At 70.7% G+C, this 21,818-nt stretch carries 17 protein-coding genes; 10 read left to right on the forward strand and 7 right to left on the reverse strand.

The window, feature by feature from the left end:
- The first annotated feature begins 20 nt into the window (after positions 1-20).
- Positions 21-668 (forward strand): UdgX family uracil-DNA binding protein, encoded by a 648-nt coding sequence (locus tag AC1DB1_RS09520; RefSeq protein WP_477200588.1) that lies wholly within the window; start codon positions 21-23, stop codon positions 666-668.
- 47 nt (positions 669-715) lie between these two features.
- On the opposite strand, the gene ligD is transcribed toward AC1DB1_RS09520, so the two are convergent.
- A complete protein-coding gene (ligD, locus tag AC1DB1_RS09525) occupies positions 716-1,735 on the reverse strand; it encodes a non-homologous end-joining DNA ligase (RefSeq protein ID WP_477200589.1) in 1,020 nt (339 codons plus the stop codon).
- Positions 1,736-1,866: 131 nt separating this feature from the next.
- Between ligD and AC1DB1_RS09530 the strand changes: the two genes are divergently transcribed.
- The gene (locus tag AC1DB1_RS09530) at positions 1,867-2,556 is read left to right on the forward strand and encodes an endonuclease/exonuclease/phosphatase family protein (protein WP_271177895.1); all 690 of its coding nucleotides are present in this window, start codon (positions 1,867-1,869) and stop codon (positions 2,554-2,556) included.
- Between the two features lie 54 nt (positions 2,557-2,610).
- Complete coding sequence (locus AC1DB1_RS09535; RefSeq protein WP_477200590.1) at positions 2,611-4,050, forward strand: lipase maturation factor family protein; 1,440 nt, start codon at positions 2,611-2,613, stop codon at positions 4,048-4,050.
- A 9-nt stretch (positions 4,051-4,059) separates the two neighbouring features.
- On the opposite strand, the gene AC1DB1_RS09540 is transcribed toward AC1DB1_RS09535, so the two are convergent.
- Complete coding sequence (locus AC1DB1_RS09540; protein ID WP_477200591.1) at positions 4,060-4,683, reverse strand: hypothetical protein; 624 nt, start codon at positions 4,681-4,683, stop codon at positions 4,060-4,062.
- 245 nt (positions 4,684-4,928) lie between these two features.
- Between AC1DB1_RS09540 and AC1DB1_RS09545 the strand changes: the two genes are divergently transcribed.
- Complete coding sequence (locus AC1DB1_RS09545; protein ID WP_477200592.1) at positions 4,929-6,599, forward strand: esterase-like activity of phytase family protein; 1,671 nt, start codon at positions 4,929-4,931, stop codon at positions 6,597-6,599.
- A 42-nt stretch (positions 6,600-6,641) separates the two neighbouring features.
- Positions 6,642-6,944 (forward strand): DUF1905 domain-containing protein, encoded by a 303-nt coding sequence (locus AC1DB1_RS09550; RefSeq protein ID WP_477200593.1) that lies wholly within the window; start codon positions 6,642-6,644, stop codon positions 6,942-6,944.
- 34 nt (positions 6,945-6,978) lie between these two features.
- Here AC1DB1_RS09550 and AC1DB1_RS09555 read toward each other — a convergent pair whose 3' ends face one another.
- From AC1DB1_RS09555 to AC1DB1_RS09565, 3 genes are read right to left on the reverse strand one after another with little or no spacing between them, the layout of a single operon-like run.
- On the reverse strand, positions 6,979-7,521 hold the full coding sequence (locus AC1DB1_RS09555; RefSeq protein WP_477200594.1) for a cysteine hydrolase family protein: 543 nt from the start codon (positions 7,519-7,521) through the stop codon (positions 6,979-6,981).
- Between the two features lie 25 nt (positions 7,522-7,546).
- Positions 7,547-7,822 (reverse strand): hypothetical protein, encoded by a 276-nt coding sequence (locus tag AC1DB1_RS09560; protein WP_477200595.1) that lies wholly within the window; start codon positions 7,820-7,822, stop codon positions 7,547-7,549.
- 52 nt (positions 7,823-7,874) lie between these two features.
- On the reverse strand, positions 7,875-12,395 hold the full coding sequence (locus AC1DB1_RS09565; RefSeq protein WP_477200596.1) for an FtsK/SpoIIIE domain-containing protein: 4,521 nt from the start codon (positions 12,393-12,395) through the stop codon (positions 7,875-7,877).
- A 145-nt stretch (positions 12,396-12,540) separates the two neighbouring features.
- Here AC1DB1_RS09565 and AC1DB1_RS09570 point away from each other — a divergent pair, with 145 nt between their 5' ends.
- The 5 genes from AC1DB1_RS09570 to AC1DB1_RS09590 all read left to right on the forward strand — a co-directional run bounded on the left by AC1DB1_RS09570 (position 12,541) and on the right by AC1DB1_RS09590 (position 16,846).
- Positions 12,541-12,981 (forward strand): (deoxy)nucleoside triphosphate pyrophosphohydrolase, encoded by a 441-nt coding sequence (locus AC1DB1_RS09570; RefSeq protein ID WP_271177887.1) that lies wholly within the window; start codon positions 12,541-12,543, stop codon positions 12,979-12,981.
- A 47-nt stretch (positions 12,982-13,028) separates the two neighbouring features.
- Entirely contained in the window at positions 13,029-14,075 is a 1,047-nt protein-coding gene (locus AC1DB1_RS09575; protein WP_477200597.1) for a zinc-binding dehydrogenase, read from the forward strand.
- Positions 14,076-14,228: 153 nt separating this feature from the next.
- Positions 14,229-15,317 carry an N-acetyltransferase DgcN family protein gene (locus AC1DB1_RS09580; RefSeq protein ID WP_271177885.1) on the forward strand — a complete coding sequence of 363 codons (1,089 nt, stop codon included), beginning with the start codon at positions 14,229-14,231 and terminating at the stop codon, positions 15,315-15,317.
- Positions 15,318-15,341: 24 nt separating this feature from the next.
- On the forward strand, positions 15,342-15,983 hold the full coding sequence (locus AC1DB1_RS09585) for a hypothetical protein (RefSeq protein ID WP_477200598.1): 642 nt from the start codon (positions 15,342-15,344) through the stop codon (positions 15,981-15,983).
- Between the two features lie 23 nt (positions 15,984-16,006).
- Positions 16,007-16,846 (forward strand): aldo/keto reductase, encoded by an 840-nt coding sequence (locus tag AC1DB1_RS09590; protein ID WP_477200599.1) that lies wholly within the window; start codon positions 16,007-16,009, stop codon positions 16,844-16,846.
- A 33-nt stretch (positions 16,847-16,879) separates the two neighbouring features.
- On the opposite strand, the gene AC1DB1_RS09595 is transcribed toward AC1DB1_RS09590, so the two are convergent.
- Both AC1DB1_RS09595 and AC1DB1_RS09600 read right to left on the reverse strand, forming a co-directional pair.
- Positions 16,880-18,862, reverse strand: a complete 1,983-nt coding sequence (locus tag AC1DB1_RS09595) for a YhgE/Pip domain-containing protein (protein ID WP_477200600.1) — start codon at positions 18,860-18,862, stop codon at positions 16,880-16,882.
- Position 18,863: 1 nt separating this feature from the next.
- Positions 18,864-21,671: an MMPL family transporter gene (locus AC1DB1_RS09600; protein WP_477200601.1), complete on the reverse strand. Its 2,808-nt coding sequence runs from the start codon at positions 21,669-21,671 to the stop codon at positions 18,864-18,866.
- Positions 21,672-21,818 lie beyond the last annotated feature (147 nt).

Below are 21,818 nucleotides of genomic sequence, written 5' to 3' on the forward strand. Positions count from 1 at the left end.
TCCGTGCTTGCGTTGCTCCCATGACCGACGCCGAGCAGCCGGGGGCGGCGGAGTGGGTGCCCCACACGCTCAGCCTCACTCGGCTGCGCGATGCGGCGCACGACTGCGAGGGCTGCGAGCTCTGGCGCGACTCCACGCAAGTCGTTTTCTCGGCGGGCACGGCGCGCGCCAGGCTGATGCTCGTCGGCGAGCAGCCGGGCGACCGGGAGGACCGCACGGGCGAGCCCTTCGTCGGTCCCGCCGGGCGCCTGCTCGACGGGGCGCTGGACGCAGCCGGCATCCGGCGTGCCGACGTGTACCTCACCAATGCCGTGAAGCACTTCCGGCACCACACGGAGGAACGCGGCAAACGACGCATCCACGACAAGCCCTCCGTGGCCCACATCGTCGCGTGTCATCCCTGGCTGGAGGCCGAGCTCGCCGCCGTGCGACCACGCGTGGTGGTCTGCCTCGGGGCGACGGCCGGCCGCGCCGTCCTCGGTCGCCCGGTGCGGGTGACGGCCGAGCGCGGTCACGTGATCGCCCAGCCCGGCCCGGACATCCCGTCGGCCGTGATCACGGTTCACCCGTCGGCCCTGCTCCGCACGCGCGGCGACGCCGGCTGGGACGAGTCCTTCGACGCCCTCGTGCGCGACCTGGTGACCGCGCGTGAAGCCGCCTCGCTGTAGCGGCCCCGAAACCCCGCCGTCAGCGCGCTCAGGCCTTCTTCGCGCGCTCAGGCCTTCTTCGCGCGGCTGGGCTGCACGCGCGGCGGCTCCCCCGGCATCTTGGGGTAGTCGGGCGGGAATGGAAGCTCGCCGAGGCCGTTGTCGAGGTCGCGCTGCCACCACCCCAGCAGCTGGTCGATGCGACCGGGTGCGTCCCCGAAGGTCTCCCACGGGTCCCCGACCTCGGCGAGCCGGGCGGGCACCGTCTCGATCGTGAACTTCTTGGGGTCGACCGACTCGAGCTCGTCCCAGGTGATCGGCGTGGCCACCGGCGCGTGCGCGAGAGCGCGCGGGCTGTACGCCCCCGCCATCGTGCGGTCGCGGTTGGCCTGGTTGAAGTCGACGAAGATCCGCTCGCCGCGCTCCTCCTTCCACCACGCGGTCGTGACGTCGTCGGGCATCCGGCGTTCGAGTTCGCGTGCGGCCGCGATGACGGCGTGCCGCACATCCTGGAACTCGTGGGTCGGTTCGATCGGGGCGAAGACGTGCAGGCCGCGGTTCCCCGAGGTCTTGATGAAGGCGTCGAGACCCGCCTCCGCGAGCACCGACCGGAGCTCGATCGCGGCAGGGATGGCGTCGTCGAAGTCGGTGCCCGGCTGCGGGTCGAGGTCGATGCGCAGCTGATCGGGGTTGTCGGAGTTCTCCGCTCGCGACGGCCACGGGTGGAAGACCACGGTGTTCATCTGAACGGCCCAGACGGCGGCGGCGGGCTCGTCGATCACGAGCTGCGGATGCGTCCGGGCGCTCGGGTAGACCACCATCACCGACCGCACGTAGTCGGGTGCGCCCTTCGGCGGGTTCTTCGAGAAGAACTGCTCGCCGTCGATGCCGTCGGGGAACCGCTGCAGCGAGAGCGGACGGTCGCCGTTCGCTCGTACGAACGCCTCGCCGACAGCAATCATGTAGTTCGCCAGATCGAGCTTGGTGATGCCGGGCTCCGGCCAGAGCACCCGGCTCGGGCTGGAGATGCGCACCTCGCGGTCGCCGTTCGGACCAGGGACAGTGATGACAACCGCTTCGCTCGCCATGCGACCACCGTACTCGCCCATGACGCCGCGATGACTCTCGTGTGAATTCCGTGTGCGAACCGTGGTGCCCACTTCCATCCGGCACGATGTGGGCCAGAATGTTGTCGCGTCGTCCACCGACGGCGAGCGTTATGAGAAGAGGGATCCCACTGAGAATCGTCAGCTACAACCTGCGGAAGCACGCCGCCGGCCACGAACTGGCCGATATCGCAGCGGCGCACGACGTCGACGCACTGTGCCTGCAGGAATGCGACAGCGAAGCCCTTCCCGAGCGCCTGCACCACCTGAAGCTCGCCGACGCCACCAAGACGAACCGTCTCGGCCTCGCGATCTATGTGCGTGAAGACCGCTACGACGTGGTCGAGACCCGCGTCTTCGCCGTGCAGAAGTCGGTGCACGACCGCGTTCTCGCCCCGGCGCACGAGCGCCTGCTCGCGGCTCACCTGCGCGACAGGGAGACCGGTCAGGACGTGCTCATCGGCTCGTTCCACGCGGCGCCGTTGACGGCATCCAACTCGCTCCGCCGGAAGCAGATCGCTGCCGCGCACGCGGGAATGCGCTCGCTCGCCGAAGACGTGCCCGCCGTGATGGTGGGCGACTTCAACTACCCGTGGTTCATCCGCGGACTCGAGCGCCGCCTGATCACCACCGGGTACGCACTGATGCGCACCACCGAGCCGACCTACCTGCGCTACAAGTTCTTCACGGGCTACTTCGACTTCGTCACCTCGACCGGTATGGAGATCGATCGCGTCGACGTTCTGCCCGCCGGCGCATCCGATCACCGCGCGATCAGCCTGGACACCAAGCTCGCCGCCTGACTCCTTCTCCACCCGGGCGTATGGTGGACGCGTTCGTAGGCGGGGCGGTGCGCGATGGACGTTCTCGGGTGGTTTTCGGCGTCTGACTACACGATCGCGCGCGAGATCCTCCAGCGCGGGGTCGCCGCGATCTTCCTCATCGCCTTCGTGTCCGCCGCGAATCAGTTCCCCGCCCTCCTCGGTGAACACGGCCTCCTGCCCGTTCCGCGTTTCCTGCAGAGCCTCTACGGCGCGAAGCAGCCAACGCTGTTCCGCTGGAGGTACTCCGACCGCCTGCTGCTCGCGGTCGCCTGGACCGGCGCCGCGCTCTCCCTGCTGATCCTGCTCGGCATCCCGCAGCTCGCCCCGTCCTACGTCTTCGTCCCGGTCTTCCTCGTCGTGTGGCTGCTCTATCTGTCGATCGCCAACGTCGGCCAGACCTTCTACGGTTTCGGCTGGGAGAGCCTGCTGCTCGAAGCAGGCTTCACCGTTGGCTTCCTCGGGGCGCACGACACGGCTCCCCCGATCACCATCGTGTTCCTGGTGCGCTGGCTCGTCTTCCGCCTCGAGTTCGGCGCGGGAATGATCAAGATGCGCGGCGACCGGTCGTGGCGCGACCTCACGGCCCTGTACTACCACCACGAGACCCAGCCGATGCCGAATCCGCTGAGCCGCACCGCGCACCTGCTGCCGCGCTGGTGGCACCGCGTGGAGGTGCTGGGCAACCACTTCGCACAGCTCGTCGTCCCCTGGCTGCTGTTCGCACCGCAGCCTGTCGCGAGCATCGCGGCGGGGGTGGTCATCCTCACGCAGCTGTGGCTCGTGGCGACCGGCAACTTCGCGTGGCTCAACGTCATCACGATCGTGCTGGCCTTCAGCGCGGTCAGCGATCCGGTCTTCGGGTTCGTCGCGGGCGGAGCGCACGCTGCCGGCATCGGGTCGGCGACCGTGCCGCTCTGGTATGCGATCGTGGCCGCAGCGGTCACGGTCTTCCTGGTCGTGCTGAGCTGGCAGCCCCTGCGCAACCTGTTCTCGCGCCATCAGCTGATGAACGCCAGCTTCAACCGCTGGCACCTGGTCAACGCCTACGGCGCGTTCGGCAGCGTCACGAAGGAGCGGTACGAGGTGATCGTCGAGGGCACGCTCGACGATCCCGACGACACGACGGCCGAATGGCGTGAGTACGCGTTCAAGGGCAAACCGGGCGACCCGCGGCGCATCCCGCGCCAGTTCGCGCCCTACCATCTGCGACTGGATTGGCTGATGTGGTTCCTCGCGCTCGGCTCACGGGACACACGCTGGTTCGAGGTCTTCCTGCTCCGGCTGCTCGAGGCGGATGCCCGCACGCTCCGGCTGCTGCGCGCATCCCCCTTCGGCCGGGAGCCGCCGCGGGCCGTGCGGGCCCGCATGTTCCTCTACCGCTTCACCACGCGTGCCGAGAAACGGGCGACCGGGGATCGGTGGGTGCGTTCCGAGGTGGGGCTGCTGGTCGCGCCGGTCGCGCTGAACGGCTGAGCGGGCAGCTCAGTATCCGCCGCGCTGCTCCTCGAGCTTGGCCAGGTCGCGCGCGATGAGCAGCCGGAGGCGCCCCGGGCGCTCCTCCTCGTAGTTCGCCTTGAGCGCTTCTGCCCCGGAGAAGGCGTCGAGCGATGCCTCGATCGCCTGGCCGACCTCGTGCCACGCGTCGGCACGCGCGCGCTCCACGATGGACAGCAACTCGGACTCCGAGGAGGCTCGCGCGCGCAACGCGTCGGCGAGAGCGCGGGCGGCCTCTTCGCGCAGCCGCAGATTGGCGACATCGACGTCTCGATAGTCGTGAGGATGCATGGCGTCGCCGAGCAGGCCGGTGACCGCGCGTCGCGCCTCGGCCGCACGCTCGGCGGCCTGGTCCTGCTCGTCGGCGAGCTCCTCGAGCATTTCAGCAGCCTGCTTCGTGTGCCGGGACGGCTCGAACGGGTTGCCCTGCTGGATGGTGTCGACGACGATGTGATTCTTGACGGCCATCCTCGTCGCGTAGTCGGCGAGGAGCATGCCCTCCTCGACGGATTGCTCGAGGGTCGGTGGAGCGGTCTCCGTGAGCGCATCCTCGTCGAACGGGCGCACGCGGGGCGTCGCCGCCCGCTTGCGGAACCAGTTCGGCCAGCGCATCCGTCTCCTTCTCGCGGCGGCGAGGACTGCGCCGCCCTGAGACCATTCTGTCCGAGATGCGGCCGTTCCGTCCGCCGCGCGGCGTGGGTGCGCACGGCGCTGGGTGCCGCGCGCCATCACTTCACCCCGCGTTCAGGGGACAAGCGCGTAACGGACACCGTGCGTACCTCCGCCGGCCACCGCCGGCGAGCAGACTCCCGCTGGCTCGGCGACCGCTGGGACCAGTGAGTCGAAAGGAACCTCGGATGAACCGTTCCGTCACCTCCACCGTCGGCGCCGTCGTGGCGGGCGGTGTCGCCCTGTCGCTGTTCGCCGGCGGCGCCGCCTTCGCGGCCCCGGCGTCCCCCGCCGTCGGCGCGTCAGCGGGCCACGGATCGTCCCCGGCTGCCGCCGTCGACGACGCGTACCTGCTGACCGCCGGACGCACGTTCGACGCTCGCACGAGCATCCTGCGCAATGACCGCGGCTCGTCTGCCACGATCGTGTCGCACACCTCCCCCGCCCACGGTTCCCTCGCTCTCACTGCGGACGGCACCTTCCGCTACGTTCCGCAGGCCGGGTTCACCGGCGTCGACTCGTTCAGCTACACCGTCAATGACGCAGTGAAGCTCTACACGACGCATCTCCCCTCCCTCGCCACGATCGGCGGCGTCGCCATCACCGGTGGCGCGTACGGGTCGTCGCTGGCTCCCGTGCCCGGCTCGGCGGACGAGTTCTACGGCCTGACCGACCGCGGTCCGAACGTGACCGCTCCCGACGGCGTCACCAAGATCGAGCCGCTCCCGGCCTTCGACCCCGCCATCGGTCGGTTCCGCCTCGTCGACGGCCAGGCCCGGCTGGAGCGCACCATCCCGCTGCGCGCCGGCGACGGCTCGCCGTACAACGGCCGGGTCAACACGCAGGCGAACACCGGCGAGTCGATCGTCGGGCTCGACGGCGCACCGCTGGCGGCGAGCCCCAACGGCTACGACTCGGAAGGCCTTGTCGCACTCAAGGACGGCACGTTCTGGGTGTCGGACGAGTACGGACCGTTCATCACGCACTTCGACCGCAACGGCCGGCAGCTCGAGCGGCTGTCGCCGTTCGGCCAGGGTCTGCCCGCGGAGCTGGCCATGCGCGTGCCGAACAAGGGCATGGAGGGCCTGACGATCACTCCGGACGGCTCGACGCTGGTCGGGATGATGCAGTCCGCCCTGCAGACACCCGATCTGACGGCCAAGCCCGCCACCGTCACGACACTGCGGATCGTCACGTACGGTCTGAAGGACCACCGGACCCACGAATACCTGTACCTGCTCACCGACCCGAAGAAGAACGCCGGCGCGGTCAGCGAGATCACGGCGCTCTCGAACACACGCTTCATCGTCGACGAGCGCGACGGCACGTTCGAGCCGAACGCCTTCAAGCAGCTGTACGCGATCGACATCGCGAAGGCGACGGATGTCGGCCCGGCCTCCACGGTCAGCGGCGCCCACTACGACGCGGCGAAGGGCGGGCTGCTCGTCGGCGCGTCGAGCCGGAGCATCGACGCGTTCGTCGGAGATGCGGACACCGCGGGTGCGACGGCTGCCCTCGCGTCGGTCGCCATCACTCCGGTCGCCAAGAAGACCGGCGTCGACCTGGGAGCCCTGGTCACGAAGCTCGACCCCACCGGTGGATTCTTCGGTCACGACAAGGTCGAGGGCGTGGCGACGACGGACGGCGGAAAGACGCTGGTCGTCAGCAACGACAACGACTTCGGCATCGACGGTGTCTCCAATGCCGCCGCGCCGTGGCAGCTCCACGCGAAGGTGCTCCCGAACGGGCAGCAGGACGACGGCGAGTACCTCGTGATCGACACGACGCGGGTCGGTGACGCGAACAGCACCGCGACGGTCTCGCTCTTCGTCACGCCGAAGGGCGTCTACACGCGCTGACGCAGCCTGTACGAGGTCGGAGGTCTGCGGCAGAGTGGGCGTATGGCGGGCATCCGGTACGAGTTCGAAGCAGACCTGTGGCGCTGGGAGGCGCGCAGAGACCTCTGGGTCTTCGCGCGTCTCCCACTCGACATCTCTCAGGAGATCCGGGACCAGCCGCACCCGCCGGCCGGGTTCGGCTCCGTCAAGGTGATGGTGACGCTCGGGAGCTCGCGATGGTCGACCTCGATCTTCCCCGAGTCGGCCGACGGTGCGTACACCGTGGCCATCAAGGGATCGGTGCGCCGTGCGGAGGGCGTCGGCCTCGGCGATGTCGTGCGGATCGGGATCGAGACCCTGCTCTAGCCGCTGCTCTAGCCGCTGGGCTCGCCGCGCCGGCTCAGAGGGGCACGACGTCGTGGGCAGCGACGCCGAAGAGCTGGCCGGGATACCGCAGGCCGGAGAAGTACCGGTTGGTGTGGGCGACGATCTGCTCTGCGCTGATCGTCACGCCGTCCCACTCGGCATCGGCCGTGGTGTGCGCGTCGCTCACCAGGGTCACGTCGTAGCCCCGCACGGCCGCGCTCTGGGCCGTCGTGCGCACGCAGTAGTCCGACTGAGCACCCGCGATCACGAGCCGGGCGATGTCGGCCGCCTCGAGCACCTCGTCGAGCTCCGTCTCCACGAAGGCGTCCCGGTAGCTCTTGTGGATCAGGGGCTCGTCGTCGGCCCGTTCGAGCCCTGCCGCGAGCTGCCAGCCGTCGGTGCCGGGCGGGAAGTCCACGCCGTCCTGCACCCACACCACCGGCACACCGGATGCGCGTGCGCGGTCGACGAGAGCAGCCGTGCGGCGCACGACGCCGTCGGCGTCGAAGCAGTCGACGAGCACTCCCCGCTGCAGATCGATGACGAGCAGAGCGGAGGGGGCCTGAGAGTCGGTCACCCACTCATCCTGGCATTGGTGCTCGTCAGAAGGCGCGCGCCAGACCCGCGTCAGCGGCGAGGAACGTGCGGGCCGCCGATGCCGGCGCCGCGCTGGCCCGGACCAGGCTGTCGGCCGTCACCCGGGCGCGCACAGCCTGCTGCGCAGACCCGTCGCGCAGGGCGGCTGCCACCTCGCGCGAACCGAGGACTCCGTCGGCTCGCTCGGTCATCGATGGGTCGGGCCGCACCCGCGCCGCCCGGCTCGTGATGACCGCTGACACCTCTGACAGGCGTGCCGCATCGACATTCAGATCTGACATCCGCATTCCCTCCCCGAGTGAGAATGACGCGCCCCCCGGCGCGAGTCCCAGCCTATTGATGCGCTCTCCGGCGCCGCAGCCGATGACCGGCCTTCGCATGCATTTCCGCATGGACGTCGGGAAACGCCACCTGCACCCGGGTCAGTCGCCCGCCGTCCACGAGGATCCCGCGCCCCACGGGGAACTCGCTGCGGGAGACCCGGGGAAACGGAACACGGAACAACGCGACGCCGTCGGACTCCTCCGGCTGCAGCACGATCCCGGCGCGAGCGGTCTTCAGCTCGGAGTAGATCTGCCAGGCCCCAGCAGCGGTGACGGTGTCGGCTTCGGCCAGCACTGTCACACCCGCGCGGCGGGCTGCTGCGATCAGCCGGGCGACCTGTCCCTCGGCGGCGTGGCCGTCGAAGTCCCCGACGTTCTCGATCACGATCAGCGGCCAGGGGCCCGTCTCCCCTGCGGCCCGCTCGAGCTCCTCCGTCAGTCGGGCGGCAAGTCGCTCCGCCCCGTCGCGGTCGCCAGCGTCGCGGTCGCCAGCGCCGTCGCGGTCGCCGTCGCCCGACCACTCGGTCCAGTCGGCCGCATCGACGAGGGCGCTTCGCCTGGCGGTGATCAGATAGGCCGGGATGCCCGGCCGTGCCTCGCGGATCGCTCCCACCGCAGCCTTCACGGCTGTGGTGCGTCCGGAGCCGAATGGGCCTGTGACGACGAAGAGGCCACCCAGCGGAAGCCCGATCGGCTCCAGCGTCTCGTCCGCGACCCCGAACGTCGGCCGACCGTCGACAGTCGTCGGCAGACTGCCGGCCGGGATGTGCGTTCCCAGACGCTCGATCGGCGGCACCGCGGCAACGGGCAGCGCCCGCAGCCGCTCAGCGATCGCCTCGACCGCGACCGACTGAGCGGCCAGGTCGCCACTCCCGCCCGGAACGGCGATCTGCACCTCGTGCGTGCCGGCGATGAGACGCCCGGCGGGCGCGTCGGTCAGCACATCACCGGGCACCCCGGCCACGCTGTACTCGGTCTCGCCGGCCAGCCGGAGCACCAGCCGTTCCCCGATGGTCGCGGCGAGCGCGGTCGGGAATGCACCGGCACGGTCAGCGGTCACGATGAGATGGACACCGCACCGACGACCGGACGACGCCAGCGCGAGCAGGCGGTCGAAGATCCGGCCGCCGTCGCGGAACTCGTAGTCGCCACGAAAGGCGCCGAATCCGTCGAGCAGCAGGATGACGCGCGGGGCCGGCTGTCCCGTCGTCTGCCGGTAGTCGGCGAGCGAGGCCGCCCGCGCCGCGGCCAGGGCCGCCGAGCGCTCCGTGACCAGAGCGTCGAGGCGCGCGAGCAGCCGCGTGATCCGCTCGACATCCGCGCCGTCGATGACGGAACCGACGGTCGGAAGGGCCTCGAGCATCCCGAGGGCGCCGCCCGCGGCGTCGATGACGTACAGCTCCACCGGATGCGCGGCGGCGGCGGTCGAAGCCGCGACGGCCACGGTTCGCAGCAGTGCGCTCTTGCCGGAGCCGCCTGCTCCGATCACGGCCACCGTCCCGACGACATCGAGGTCGAGCACGAAGGGGCTCTGACTCTGCGTCTCCGGCTCATCCACGATCCCCACCCCGATCCGGCCGTCCTCGGCGGAGCGAATCGAGCGGAGGTCCACGGTCGCGGGCAGTTGATCGAGCCACGGACGCCGCGGTACCTCGATCCGCCGAGCATCCGCCGCGCGGGCGATCGAATCGGCGAGACGTTCGATGTCGCGGTCCCCGGCGACGGCTGGGACGAGATCATCCGGTGAGACCCAGGGACGACCCGGGCCGAACGGCAGCTCCTGAACGTGCACCTCCGCCGCCGGGGCCGCCGCGGCGCTGCGACCGCCGAGGTACGCGGTCTGGAAGTCCACGATCCGGCCCGGTCCCAGCTTGGCCGCGCCGCGCCCCGGCGCCGCGGAATCGAACGCCGCGGCGTCGGCGACGCCCAGCACATCCACGCTGTCCGCCTCGTCGGCGACCCGGAGGGCGACCCTGAGGTTGGTGTTGGCGCGCAGGCTGTCCTTGATGACGCCGGATGGCCGCTGCGTGGCCATCACCAGGTGAAGACCGAGCGAGCGCCCCCGCTGCGCCACGTCGATCACGCCGTCGACGAACTCCGGAACGTCGGTGGCGAGAGCCGCGAACTCGTCGATGACGATGACGAGCACGGGAGGGGCATCCGGATCGCTGCGCTTCTCCAGCGTCAGCAGGTCTTTGGCCCCTGCACGGTTCAGCAGCAGCTCCCGGTGCCGCAGCTCGGCGCGGAGCGACGTGAGCGCCCGCCTCACGAGGTGCGGGGTGAGGTCGGTGACCAGACCCACCGTGTGCGGCAGACCGACGCATTCGGCGAATGCGGCGCCGCCCTTGTAGTCGACGAGCAGGAACGTGAGGCGATCCGGCGAGTACTCGGTCGCGAGCCCCATGATCCAGCTCTGCAGGAATTCGCTCTTGCCCGATCCCGTCGTTCCCCCGACCAGGGCGTGCGGCCCGTGCGCGCGCAGATCGGGAGCGAAGGCCTCGGCGGCGCCCTGGCCGACCACGGCACGCAGCGGTCCGGCCTCGCGCGAGACACCCGTGATCCACCCGCGGGTGAGGCTGTCGTTCTTCACCCAGCGCTGGATGATCGCCGCCGGATCGCCCGTCACGTCGCCCCCGTAGAGTTCGGCGAACGACACGCTCCGCGGAAGATCCGACTCGTCGAGCACGCGGGCGCCCGTGTCTGCGACCGGCGCCAGACTGCGGGCCGCGGTCTCGGCGGCGAGATCGTCTATCGACTCGATGGTCTGGAGCGCGATGGTGCGTCCGGCCCTCACGAAACGCACCTCGGCCCGCGCCGTCGCCGGATCGATCACCAGGGTCGTGCGGCACACGGCGGGGAGCGCCTCGATCGCCGCCGCCAGCCAGAGCACGAAGACGCCGCAATCCGGCCCCTCGTCCGCCAGTGCCACCAGTCGCGCGCGGTCGGCAGGCGCCTCCTGGTTCACGACCACGACGATCGCCGGCACGGCGGGCAGCTGGTCGACCCCGGTGCCGTGTGCGTTATCGAGCGGAGCCGCCTCATCGAGGCGGGAGCGCACCCCCGCGGCTCGACCAGAGCCCGCAGCGCGACGGGCGGCGACGAGTCCCTCGAGCTCCGAGAGCAGCGCCGTGCCGGCCGCGTAGTCGCTCACCAGGCCGTTCGCGTGCAGCGGGCTGTGCGGTGAGTCGACATGTGGAAGCCATTTCAGCCACGACCACGCATTCACGGCATCCCCGCCGGCGAACGCCGCGATCACCAGGTCGGCCGGCGAGTGCAGGCCGGCGAGCTGCACCACCAGGGCACAAGCGGCTTCGCGGGCGATCGCGCCGACGCCGGCGACACCGATCGCGCCGGCTCGCTCGAAGGTCTCGACGACGGGCACCCGACCCACTTCCGCAAACTCCTCGACCAGCGCGAGCGCTGCGGCCCAATCGGCGGCGTCCCCCGCGTTCGTCGACGGCAGCCGGATGCTCGACCGCGACGCCTGCCGCCCCACTCCGAACCGCACCTCGAGGAAGGTCGCGTGCTCCGGCCGGCGCGTCCAGAGCAGCGGGTCGCGCCGGCCGATCGCCGAGGCCACCTCTGACGTGCCGGGCGACTCCGTGCACCGTGCACGCACCTCCGTGTCGCGCTCGGCCTCCGACCGCGCACGCGCATCCGCCATCCCCGCCTCGAAGGCGCTGCGACCCGCCCGTCGTCTCCGTCGGCCCTGGCGCCGGTTGTCGAGCCAGGTGCCGAGCATGATCAGCGGTGAGAGTGCGACGAAGGCGAGGGTGGTGACCTGCTGTGTCAGAGCGAAGAGGACGGCCCCGAGAAGCAGCGGACTGAGCAGCACGAGCAACGGCAGCCGAGGCGGGTCGGGAGGAACGGGGATCTCCGGGAGGGTGAACGAGACGCCGCGGTAGGCGGGTTCGACGCGCGGAGACCGGAAGAACGGTGGCTCGACGTGTGACGACGGCTGCGGCACGGTCAACGGCAGCACCGTCAGCACACCGGCGCCGATCTGCAGCCGCGTCGACGGCGTCACGATCGCACGCTGCACCAGGGCACCATCGACGAGCACCCCGTTGGCGGAGTTGAGATCGGTGACCGTGATCGTGTCGCCGGCGACGATCGTCGCGTGACGACGGGACACCTCGGGGTCGGCAGCGAGGTGGACGTCCTCGGCCGCATCCCGTCCGACGAGGTGGGCGCCCGAGGCGAGCGGGAACGAGCGGCCGGCCTCCGGCCCGGTGAGCACCCGGACCAGCGCCACCGGCGCGTCATCCCGTTCGTCGCCGGCCCGGAGCTCGCCGACGGGAACGACCTCCACGCGGCATCCCGAGCGCAGGCTGGATTCGTGCAGGTGGGCGGCGGGGTTCAGCACCCGGGGCCGGCGTGCTGCCGGCGACTCGACCCGGAGCGTCATCGCACCCTCGGCGGGCGCCGCCAGGTGCCGGGCGAGATCGCCGATCGTCGCGGTCACGTCGGCCGTCACCAGAACATCGCGGTCCGCGGTCGCGCGCGACGCGAGCGTGATCTTGAGCTTCACCGCTGCCCTCCCCCCGAACGGCATCGCGAGCCTACGGTGAGGCGTCCGCCTTCTCAGGCGTGGTGCGCCGGTCTGCGGGCGGGCGATTGCGAACCTACCGAGCCGGCGAACGGCCGGAACGGCCCTGACAGGGCAAGATGGGCGCGTGAGCCCCCGATCGGATCGTGCCGCCCCGCAGTCTGCGGCTCCGTCCGAACGCCCGCTCGAGGTCGTCGGCGCCGTGATCGCGTCGTCCGGCCGTGTGCTCGCCTGTCGCCGCGCTCCGGGCAAGGATGCGGCAGGCACGTGGGAGTTCCCCGGCGGCAAAGTCGAGACCGGCGAGAGCCCGCAGGACGCGCTGGTGCGCGAGATCCGCGAAGAGCTGGGGGTCGGCATCCGGGTCGGCGCACTGCTCGACCGCAGCGTCACCGCCGTCGGCACACGGCTGATCGCGTTGAGCTGCTACGACGCCGAGCTCGTGGATGCCCGGCCCGAGGCGAGCACGGACCACGATCGCATGGAGTGGGTGCGCATCCCGGAGCTGGCGGCGCTGGACTGGGCGTCGCCCGACCTGCCCGCGGTGCAGCGCCTCCTCGCCAGGGGCTGAGCCCGGCCGGCCCCGGCTAGCATGAACGACATGGTCGGAGCACAGGCATGAGGGCACTCGTCTACGACCGGTTCGGCGGCCCGATCACCCTGCGCGAGGTACCCGACCCTGTAGCGCCCGATGGCGGCGCCGTCATCCGCGTTGCCGCCTCCGGGCTCTGCCGTAGCGACTGGCACGCCTGGGCCGGGCACGACGACAGCGTGCACCTCCCCCACGTGCCCGGTCACGAGTTCGTGGGAACCGTTGCGGCCGTCGGATCCGGCGTTCGCGACTGGCGCGTCGGCGACCGCGTGACGGCCCCCTTCGTCAACGGATGCGGCCGCTGCGAATGGTGCGCCCGCGGCGAGGCGCAGGTGTGCCCGGATCAGACGCAGCCCGGGTTCACGCACTGGGGATCGCACGCCGAGCTGGTGAGCATCCGGGCCGCCGATCTCAACCTGGTCGCGGTTCCCGACGCCCTGACGGATGAGGCCGCCGCGAGCCTCGGCTGCCGGTTCGCCACGGCCTACCGTGCGGTGCGGGTGCGAGCGGCCGTGCAGCGCGGCGAATGGGTCGTCGTGTACGGCGCCGGCGGCGTCGGCCTGAGTGCGGTCATGATCGCGGCGGCACTCGGAGCACGCGTCGTCGCGGTGGACCGCAATCCCGCGGCGCTCGAACTCGCCCGGCAGGCGGGGGCTGAGCAGACTGTCGTCGCGGGCCCCTCGACCGTCGCCGAGGTGCACGATCTCACCGGCGGTGGCGCGCACGTCAGCGTCGACGCCGTCGGGTCGGCGACGACCAGCGCGGATGCCGTGCTCTCGCTCCGGCGTCGCGGGCGGCACGTGCAGATCGGGCTGCTCGCCCACGATCAGCTGCCCGTGCTGCCCCTCGATCGCGTGATCGCCTGGGAGCTCGACCTCCTCGGCAGTCACGGCATGGCGGCGGCCGACTATCCGGGGATGCTCGCCCTCGTCGCCGACGGAGCGCTCCGCCCGCAGGACCTGCTGGGCGACGTCGTCGCGCTCGAACAGGGCGGACCCCTGCTGGAACGGATGGAGGTCGAGCCGCCGACCGGCATCACGGTGCTCGTCCCCGGCGACCTCCCGCAACACTGACGCCGCACTCCGGCGGGGCCGTCCACAGGAACCCCTGCTACGGTTCGGGAGTCGGCAGTGCGCCGACTTCAGGGAAGATGCCTCGTTGACCGAATGGATCATCCGATCCGGCCACGATCCCGTCGCCTCCTCTGTGCCTATCAGAGGAGCGCCATGTCCGCGTCCGTGAAAGCCGTCGTCTACTGCGAGGGGCTCTTCGGAGAGCAGGACGGAAAGACCGCCAACGGTCTCGTCCGTCATTCCGAGAAGTACGAGATCCTGAGCGTCGTGGACAGCACGCACGCCGGCGAGGATGCGGGACTCATCCTGGACGGGGTGCGCAACGGCATCCCGGTGCTCGCCAGCCTCGCCGAGTCGATCGCGCACGCCGGCGGCGTGCCCGACACGCTGATCTTCGGGATGGCGCCGGCTGACGGCCTGCTCACCGAGAGCCAGCGGGCGGTGCTGCTCGACGGGATCGACCGCGGCATGAACCTGGTGAACGGCCTGCACGAGTTCCTCAACGACGACGCAGAGTTCGTCGCGGCTGCTCTGCTCGCCGGCGTGATGATCACCGACGTCCGTCGCCCGAAGGAGATGAAGGACCTGAAGCTGTTCACCGGTCGCATCTTCGATGTCACCTGCCCGCGCATCGCGGTGCTCGGCACCGACGGTTCGGTGGGCAAGCGCACGACGGCCACCCTGCTCACGCAGGCTCTGAACGCTCAGGGCATCCGCGCCGTGATGATCGGCACCGGCCAGACGGCGCTGATCCAGGGCGCGCGTTATGCGGTCGCGCTCGACGCGACCATCCCCCAGTTCTGCTCGGGCGAGGTGGAGGCGCAGGTCGTCTCCGCGTGGGAGAACGAGGACCCGGACGTGATCATCGTCGAGGGCCAGGGCGCCCTGAGCCACCCCGCCTACCTCAGCTCCGGCGCCATCCTCCGCGGGAGTCGGCCGCAGGGCGTCATCGTGCAGCATGCGCCGGCGCGCACCATGCTCGGGGACTTCCCGATGATGCCGACCCCGACGGCGGCGAGCGAGATCACCCTGATCGAAGCATTCGCGGAGACGACGGTGATCGGCGTCACGATCAACCACGAGGGGATGACCGACACCGAGATCGGCCGGTCCATCGACGAGCACGAGCTCGAGCTCGGTCTTCCCGCCACCGACCCGCTGACCCGCCCGCTCGACCGGCTGGTCGACATGGTGCTGCTCGCCTTCCCGGAACTCGTCGACGGCAGGGTACTGACGGCCTGATGCGCTGAGCCCTAGGCTCTGACCATGCCGGCAGAGCGAGCCATCCGTCTCAGGCGTGAAGCCTGGGGTTTCGCGGTGGGCTCGCTGTTCTTCATGGTCGGCGCCGTCCCGTTCTACCAGGAGGCCGTCGGCACCGTCGTGGCCGACCTGACCTTCTTCGTAGGCGCGCTCTTCTTCACGGCGGCGGGGTTCATCCAGCTCGCGCTGAGCGGACGCCGCCCGCCGCGGCACGGCGGCAACCGTCCAGACCGCTTCGACTGGTGGTCGGCGGCCGTGCAGTTCGTGGGGACCCTGTTCTTCAACATCAGCACGACGGATGCCCTGATCACCGCCATCAACAGCCAGACACGGCTGAGCAGCGGCTGGCGTCCGGATGCCTTCGGGTCCATCTGCTTCCTCGTCTCGAGCGCCTTCGCCGTCGTCGCGACCACGGAGCGGGACAGGCTGTGGGATCCCCGGGCACGCACGTGGCGGTGCACGTGGCTGAACATGCTCGGTTCGGTGCTCTTCGGCCTCTCCGCGATCGGGGCGTTCGTGCTGCCGTCGACCGACGATCTCGTCAGTCTGTTCTGGGCGAACGCCGGAACGTTCCTCGGCGCCGCGTGCTTCTTCGCCGCTGCCGTGCTGAGCCGCCGGGCGATTGCGCCTGCGGCCTCGCCTCGCTGATCGCGAAGGTATATCGTCCGGGCATGAACGCGATTCCCACCCACCAGTTGAACGACGGCCGCAGCATCGACGCGATCGGCTTCGGAACGTACCCGCTGAAGTCCGACGAAGGGGTGGCAGCCGTGACGAGCGCCCTCGAGCTGGGCTACCGGCTCATCGACACGGCGGTCAACTACGGCAACGAGGCGGCCGTCGGCCGCGCGGTCAAGGCCAGCAGCGTCCCTCGCGACGAGATCACCGTCACCACCAAGCTCCCCGGCCGGCATCACGGGTACGACGAGACCCTGGCCTCGTTCGACGAGTCCCGCGAGGCGCTCGACACCGACGTGATCGACCTCTACCTCATCCACTGGCCGAATCCGAGCGTCGACAAGTACGTCGACTCGTGGCGGGCGATGATCGCGCTGCAGAAGAACGGGGTCGTGCGCTCCATCGGCGTCTCGAATTTCACCGAGGAGTTCCTCACCCGGCTGGCCGACGAGACCGGCGTGCTGCCCGCGGTCAATCAGATCGAGATGCACCCCTACTTCCCGCAGGAGGCACTGCGGGCCTTCCACGCCGAGCACGGCATCGTGACCGAGGCGTGGAGTCCCCTCGGACGCGCGAAGACGATCATCTCCGAGCCCGCGATCACCGAGGCGGCCGAGCGTCACGGCGTCACGCCGGCTCAGGTGATCCTGCGTTGGCACACCCAGCTCGGCGCCGTGCCCATCCCCAAGTCGGAGAGCCCTGACCGTCAGCGCTCCAACCTCGACATCTTCGGCTTCGAGCTGGACACCGCCGAGCTCGACGCGATCACGGCGCTCGGCAGGCCCGACGGCCGGCTGTTCGACGCCGACCCCAACCGCCACGAGGAGATGTGAGCCGGCGGCCGGCCGGTCACCGGGTGACGGGCGTCAGTCGGCCACGGCCCGCACGCGGAGCTCGGCGGCGCTGACCCGGCGCCGGGCGACGACGCCTGCGTAGACGAGGGCCGCACCGATCACCGCGAACACCACGCATCCGCCCACGCCGAGCCAGGCACCGGCCGCATCGCCCGCGGCGGCCGCTCGAAGCATCCCGAGCGCCGGTGATGTCGGGAGCACGGCGGCGAGCGACGCGAACACCGGGGGCACCGTCGAGGAGAGGCCGACTCCGAGCGCCACCACCGCGACGATGACGGCGATCAGCCGCCCGAACGCGCCGAAAGCGGCTGCCAGTCCCTGGTTCACGACCGCGAACACGGCACCGGTGATCATCGCGAGCCCCACGAAGCTCAGCCAGGCCGCCGTGCCGACATCGAACCCGATCAGCAGCACGGCACCGGTGGCGAGACCCTGCGCCAGTCCGAGCACGGCGCTCGCAGCGACCGAGCGTGTGGCGATCGAGAGTGACGACACCGAAGACATCAGCTCCCTGGTCGGCACCGGCCGGCGCGCGAGCGCGATGACCATGCCGCCGATCCAGAGCGCGACCACGCAGAACAACGGCACCGAGAGCACCCCGGCCGACGGCGGCGCCTGTTCGGTCAGAACGGGCTGCGAGACCACCTCGGAGAGCACGGCGATGTCGTCGTCGCTGTACGTCGGGATCTTCTGCACCGCCGTGCCCAGGCCGTCCGACACCTGCGCGGCTCCCCCGGCGACCTGCGCCGAGCCGGATGCGAGACTCGCCGCACCGCTGTTCAGCGACGCTCCACCGCTGTCCGCCTGTGCGGCGCCGGACGCGACCTGGGACGCTCCGGCGGCGGATTCGCCGATCCCCGCGACCAGCTGCGGCATCGCGGCCGCCAGCGCCTGGTTTCCGGCCGCGACCTGGTCGGCGCCGCCGGCGAGCGCGGCGACCTGGTCGCTCGCCGCCGTGAGCTGGGCCAGCGCCGCCTTCGCGCGATCGCACACCCGGCCCGGCGTCTGACAGACCTGTGTCACCGTGGCGGAGAACGAGGCGACGGCGCCGCCCAGTCCCGCCGCCGCAGCATCCGTCCCCGCCGCCACCTGCGCCGCACCCTGTGCGAGCTGACTGGTCTGCCCCGGCAGCCCCTGCGAGGCCGCGTCGAGGCTGTTCAGCCCACCCGCGAGGGAGGACGCCCCGGCGTCGAGCGAGCTCAGCCCCGACGCCAGCGACGACGCACCAGAGGCCAGTGACGACGCTCCTGATGCGACGGATGATGCCCCCGACGACACGCTCGCGGCCCCGGATGCGGCCTGAGCGATCTGCTGGTTGATGGTGTCGAACCCCGTGTACACATTGGTGAGGTACTGCTCGATGAGCTGCCGGTTGAGCGACGCGGTCGCCGCCGTGGTGATCGCGTCGGTCAGCGCCGGGTCGATGAAGGCGGATGCCGGGCTCGTCTCGATCGTCAGGTGGGCGTGTTCCGCGTCGGCGGCCGGCCCGGAGATCGAGGTCGCGTTCGCCGAGAAGTCGGACGGGATGGTGACCAGCGCCGCGTAACGGCCGGAGAGGAGTCCCGCTTTCGCCTCCGCGTCGTTGGTGAGGATCCAGGTGAAGTTCCCGACGGCGGGCGTCGAGCCGTTCACCGCAGGGGACGTCGGCGACGGGGTCGGGGTGATGGTCGGGGTGGGAGTGGCGGTCGCGGAGGCCGCACTCGATCCCGAGGCACCAGGAGTCGGGGTGGGCGCACCCGAGGTCGTGGAGCGCGCATCGCCGGCTATGAGACCGGCCGCGAACTGCCGCCCCAACGGCACGCTCGTCCCGTTGATGGTGACCGGGACATCGTCGTTCACGATGGCCGCGGTCACGCGCTGCAGATCGGCCGTCGGTGTCGCCAGGGCCCAGGTGAGCAGCCCCCCGACCACGACCGGGAGCAGCACGAGCCCGGCGACCGTCCAGCCCCCGATCCTCTCCAGACCCGCTCGCGCCGAGAACGGCCGGCCGGCCATGTCAGCTCACCGCCGTGAGGAAGGGGCGCCGTGCGGGCGCCAGGTGCACGACCTGCACGGCCATCGAGCGCGGTAGCAGTCCGTCGAGATCGGCGGGGTCGGAGCACGTGGCGACGATCGTGAGCGACTCGTCGCGTTTGGCGGCCGCACGCGCGGCATGCAGCAGCACGTCGGCGATGTCGTCGCGCAGTTCGGGGTGTCGCACGGCGTCGAGATCATCGAGCATCACGATGACCGCTCGGTTCGACACGGCCACCCGCACGGCGTCGACCGGGTCGGCCGACGATGCCAGCCGGGCGATCCCCACCCGGGAGCGCACCGTGGCCGCACGCATGGGCAGCGCGACACCAGCGACCTTGAGCCGACCGCCGGCCACGGGCAGCCGGCCGGCGAGCGCATGCAGCAGCACGCTCCTCCCGCTCTCGGGATCGCCGGCGAGCACCAGCGCGTCACCGGCCGCGACGGTCACGCCGAAACCGTCGACGATCGTCGCTCCTCCGCTCACCACCGTCACGTCCTCGGCGACGATCGCGTGCGCATCCCCCGGCTCCGGCCAGTCGGCGAGCTCGAGCTCCCTGTGCAGGCCCTCCCCCTCCACGTCGAACTTCGGCAGGGCGCGGTCCAGCCAGCGCGGGATCCACCACGCCTTGTCTCCGAACAGCATCAATACCGCCGGGATGAGGGACATGCGCACCACGAAGGCGTCGATCGCGACGCCGACGGCGAGACCGAGCGCGATCGGCTGGATCGAGGCGTCCCCCGACGGGATGAACGCGGCGAACACCGCGAACATGATGATGGCGGCGGCCGTGACGACGCGCGCCGAGCCGACGAACCCCGACGGGATGGCGTGCCGTGCGTCGCCGAAACGCACATAGTCCTCGCGCATCCGGCTCACGAGGAACACCTCGTAGTCCATCGCCAGGCCGAACAGCACGCCCATCAGGATGATCGGCATGAAGCTGATCACCGAGCCGAGCGTCGCGACATTGAGCGGGCCGGCCAGGAACCCGTCGACGAAGACCAGGGTGGTGATGCCGAAGGCAGCCCCGACGGAGAGCAGGTAGCCGAGCGCCGCCGTCACCGGCACGACGATCGAGCGGAAGACCATCGCCAGCAGCACCAGCGAGAGACCGACGACGAGCAGCGCGAACGGCAGCAGTGCCTGGCCGAGCCGGGCGGAGATGTCGATGCCGGCCGCCGTGTAACCCGTGACAGACAGGTCGACTCCATAGGTCTTCTCGAAATCGTCGTGCATGGACCGCAGCCCGGCCACGAGCGCCTTCGTCTGCTCCGAGTCGGGACCGCCCTCCGGGATGACCTGCACGATCCCGGTGTCGCCGGTCTCGTTCGGCGTCGAGAGCGGCACCGCAGCGACTCCGGGCAGCGTCGCGATCTCCGCGCCGAGATCGTTCATGAGCCCGACGGGATCGGTGCTCTGGATGATCGAGCCGGTCACGATGAGCGGACCGTTGTAGCCGGGCCCGAACTCCTGCGCGATGAGGTCGTAGGTGATGCGCGCCGGGGCGTGCTCGTCGAGCGACCCGGCGTCGGGCAACGCCAGCCGCAGGTGGGCGGCGGGCACGGTCGCGAGGCCGAGCACCGCGACGATCGCGATCACGGTGACGATGGGCCACTTCGTGACCGCGCGCACCCAGCCGAGGAAGAACCCGCGCGGCGGAGCCGGCGGCGTCTCGGCCGCGTCCGCGTCGGCGATGTCCGCAGCCTCGGCGGCGGGGGCGTCCGCCTCGTCTTCTGCCCCTTCCGCGTCCTCCTCCGTATCCGGGACGTCGTCGGGAGCGGCATCCGGCTCGTCGACCGTCGGCTGCGGACGGTAGCGTTTCGCCACGATCCGGATGCCCGCGAAGCCGAGCAGCGCGGGCGTGAGCGTCATCGAGATCACGACCGCGATTGCCACCGCGAGGGCGGCCGCCACGCCCATGGTCGTCAAGAACGGGATGTTCGCGACGCTGAGCCCCAGCAACGCGATGATCACCGTGATGGCGGCGAACACCACCGCAGAGCCGGCGGTGGCCACCGCGCGGGCGGCGGACTCCTCCGGGTCGAGTCCCTGTTTCACCTGGTCCTGGTGCCGAGAGACGATGAACAGCGCGTAGTCGATGCCGACCGCCAGCCCGAGCATGAGGGAGAGCAGCGGCGTCGTCGAGGTGATGGTGACGAACCGGGTCGCGATGGTGATGATGGCCAGCGAGGTGCCGACTCCCAGGAGCGCGGTGATGAGCGGAAGACCGGCGGCGACGAACGAGGCGAAGGTGAACACCAGCACGATGAAGGCGATCGCGATGCCGAGCAGCTCGGTGATGCTGATGCCGGTGGCGGTCTGCGAGAAGACCTGACCGCCCACCGCGACCTGCGAGCCGCTCGGCAGAGCGTGCTCGAGCGTGACGCCGGCGGCTTGCAGGGCATCCATCGTCGTGGGCGTCACCGCGGTCTGCGCGACCGCAAGCTGAATCGGCACCAGCGCAGACGTCGAGCTCTGGTTGATGTTCCCGGTCGTGGTCGTCCCGTACGGCGAGGTGGCCGAGGAGACCTGGGGAATGGCGGAGATGGCCGTGACCGAGCTCTCGATCGCACTCTGGTACGCCGGGTCGCGGATGCCCCCGCCCTTCGCGGCGACCACGATCATCTGCGCCGACGTGCCGCTCACCTGCGGGAAGGTGCGCGCAAGGGCGTCGAGCGCCTGCTGCGATTCGGTGCCGGGGATCGTGTAGGTGTTGTCGGTCCCCGTGCCCAGAAGCGCGGCGCCGGCGATGATCACGACGAGTGCCGCGAGCCACAGCGTCAGCATCAGTCGGCGCGCTCGATAGGCCCATCGGCCCAACGCATAGAGAACGGAAGACACTCGCGTACCTCTTCGGGTTCGCAGCCGCGGAATGGGGAGCGTCCGCTGAGGCTGACACCTCAATGTAGGACTGGCCGTCTACCCGGGCAACAG

Source organism: Leifsonia sp. 10N434, from assembly GCF_056394405.1.

Excerpts from the sequence above, each read along its gene's own strand:
- AC1DB1_RS09520 (WP_477200588.1), top strand. The coding sequence starts at position 21 with ATGACCGACGCCGAGCAGCCGGGGGCGGCGGAGTGGGTGCCCCACACG.
- ligD (WP_477200589.1), bottom strand. The coding sequence starts at position 1,735 with ATGGCGAGCGAAGCGGTTGTCATCACTGTCCCTGGTCCGAACGGCGAC.
- AC1DB1_RS09530 (WP_271177895.1), top strand. The coding sequence starts at position 1,867 with ATGAGAAGAGGGATCCCACTGAGAATCGTCAGCTACAACCTGCGGAAG.
- AC1DB1_RS09535 (WP_477200590.1), top strand. The coding sequence starts at position 2,611 with ATGGACGTTCTCGGGTGGTTTTCGGCGTCTGACTACACGATCGCGCGC.
- AC1DB1_RS09540 (WP_477200591.1), bottom strand. The coding sequence starts at position 4,683 with ATGCGCTGGCCGAACTGGTTCCGCAAGCGGGCGGCGACGCCCCGCGTG.
- AC1DB1_RS09545 (WP_477200592.1), top strand. The coding sequence starts at position 4,929 with ATGAACCGTTCCGTCACCTCCACCGTCGGCGCCGTCGTGGCGGGCGGT.
- AC1DB1_RS09550 (WP_477200593.1), top strand. The coding sequence starts at position 6,642 with ATGGCGGGCATCCGGTACGAGTTCGAAGCAGACCTGTGGCGCTGGGAG.
- AC1DB1_RS09560 (WP_477200595.1), bottom strand. The coding sequence starts at position 7,822 with ATGTCAGATCTGAATGTCGATGCGGCACGCCTGTCAGAGGTGTCAGCG.
- AC1DB1_RS09575 (WP_477200597.1), top strand. The coding sequence starts at position 13,029 with ATGAGGGCACTCGTCTACGACCGGTTCGGCGGCCCGATCACCCTGCGC.
- AC1DB1_RS09580 (WP_271177885.1), top strand. The coding sequence starts at position 14,229 with ATGTCCGCGTCCGTGAAAGCCGTCGTCTACTGCGAGGGGCTCTTCGGA.
- AC1DB1_RS09585 (WP_477200598.1), top strand. The coding sequence starts at position 15,342 with ATGCCGGCAGAGCGAGCCATCCGTCTCAGGCGTGAAGCCTGGGGTTTC.
- AC1DB1_RS09590 (WP_477200599.1), top strand. The coding sequence starts at position 16,007 with ATGAACGCGATTCCCACCCACCAGTTGAACGACGGCCGCAGCATCGAC.
- AC1DB1_RS09595 (WP_477200600.1), bottom strand. The coding sequence starts at position 18,862 with ATGGCCGGCCGGCCGTTCTCGGCGCGAGCGGGTCTGGAGAGGATCGGG.
- AC1DB1_RS09600 (WP_477200601.1), bottom strand. The coding sequence starts at position 21,671 with ATGCTGACGCTGTGGCTCGCGGCACTCGTCGTGATCATCGCCGGCGCC.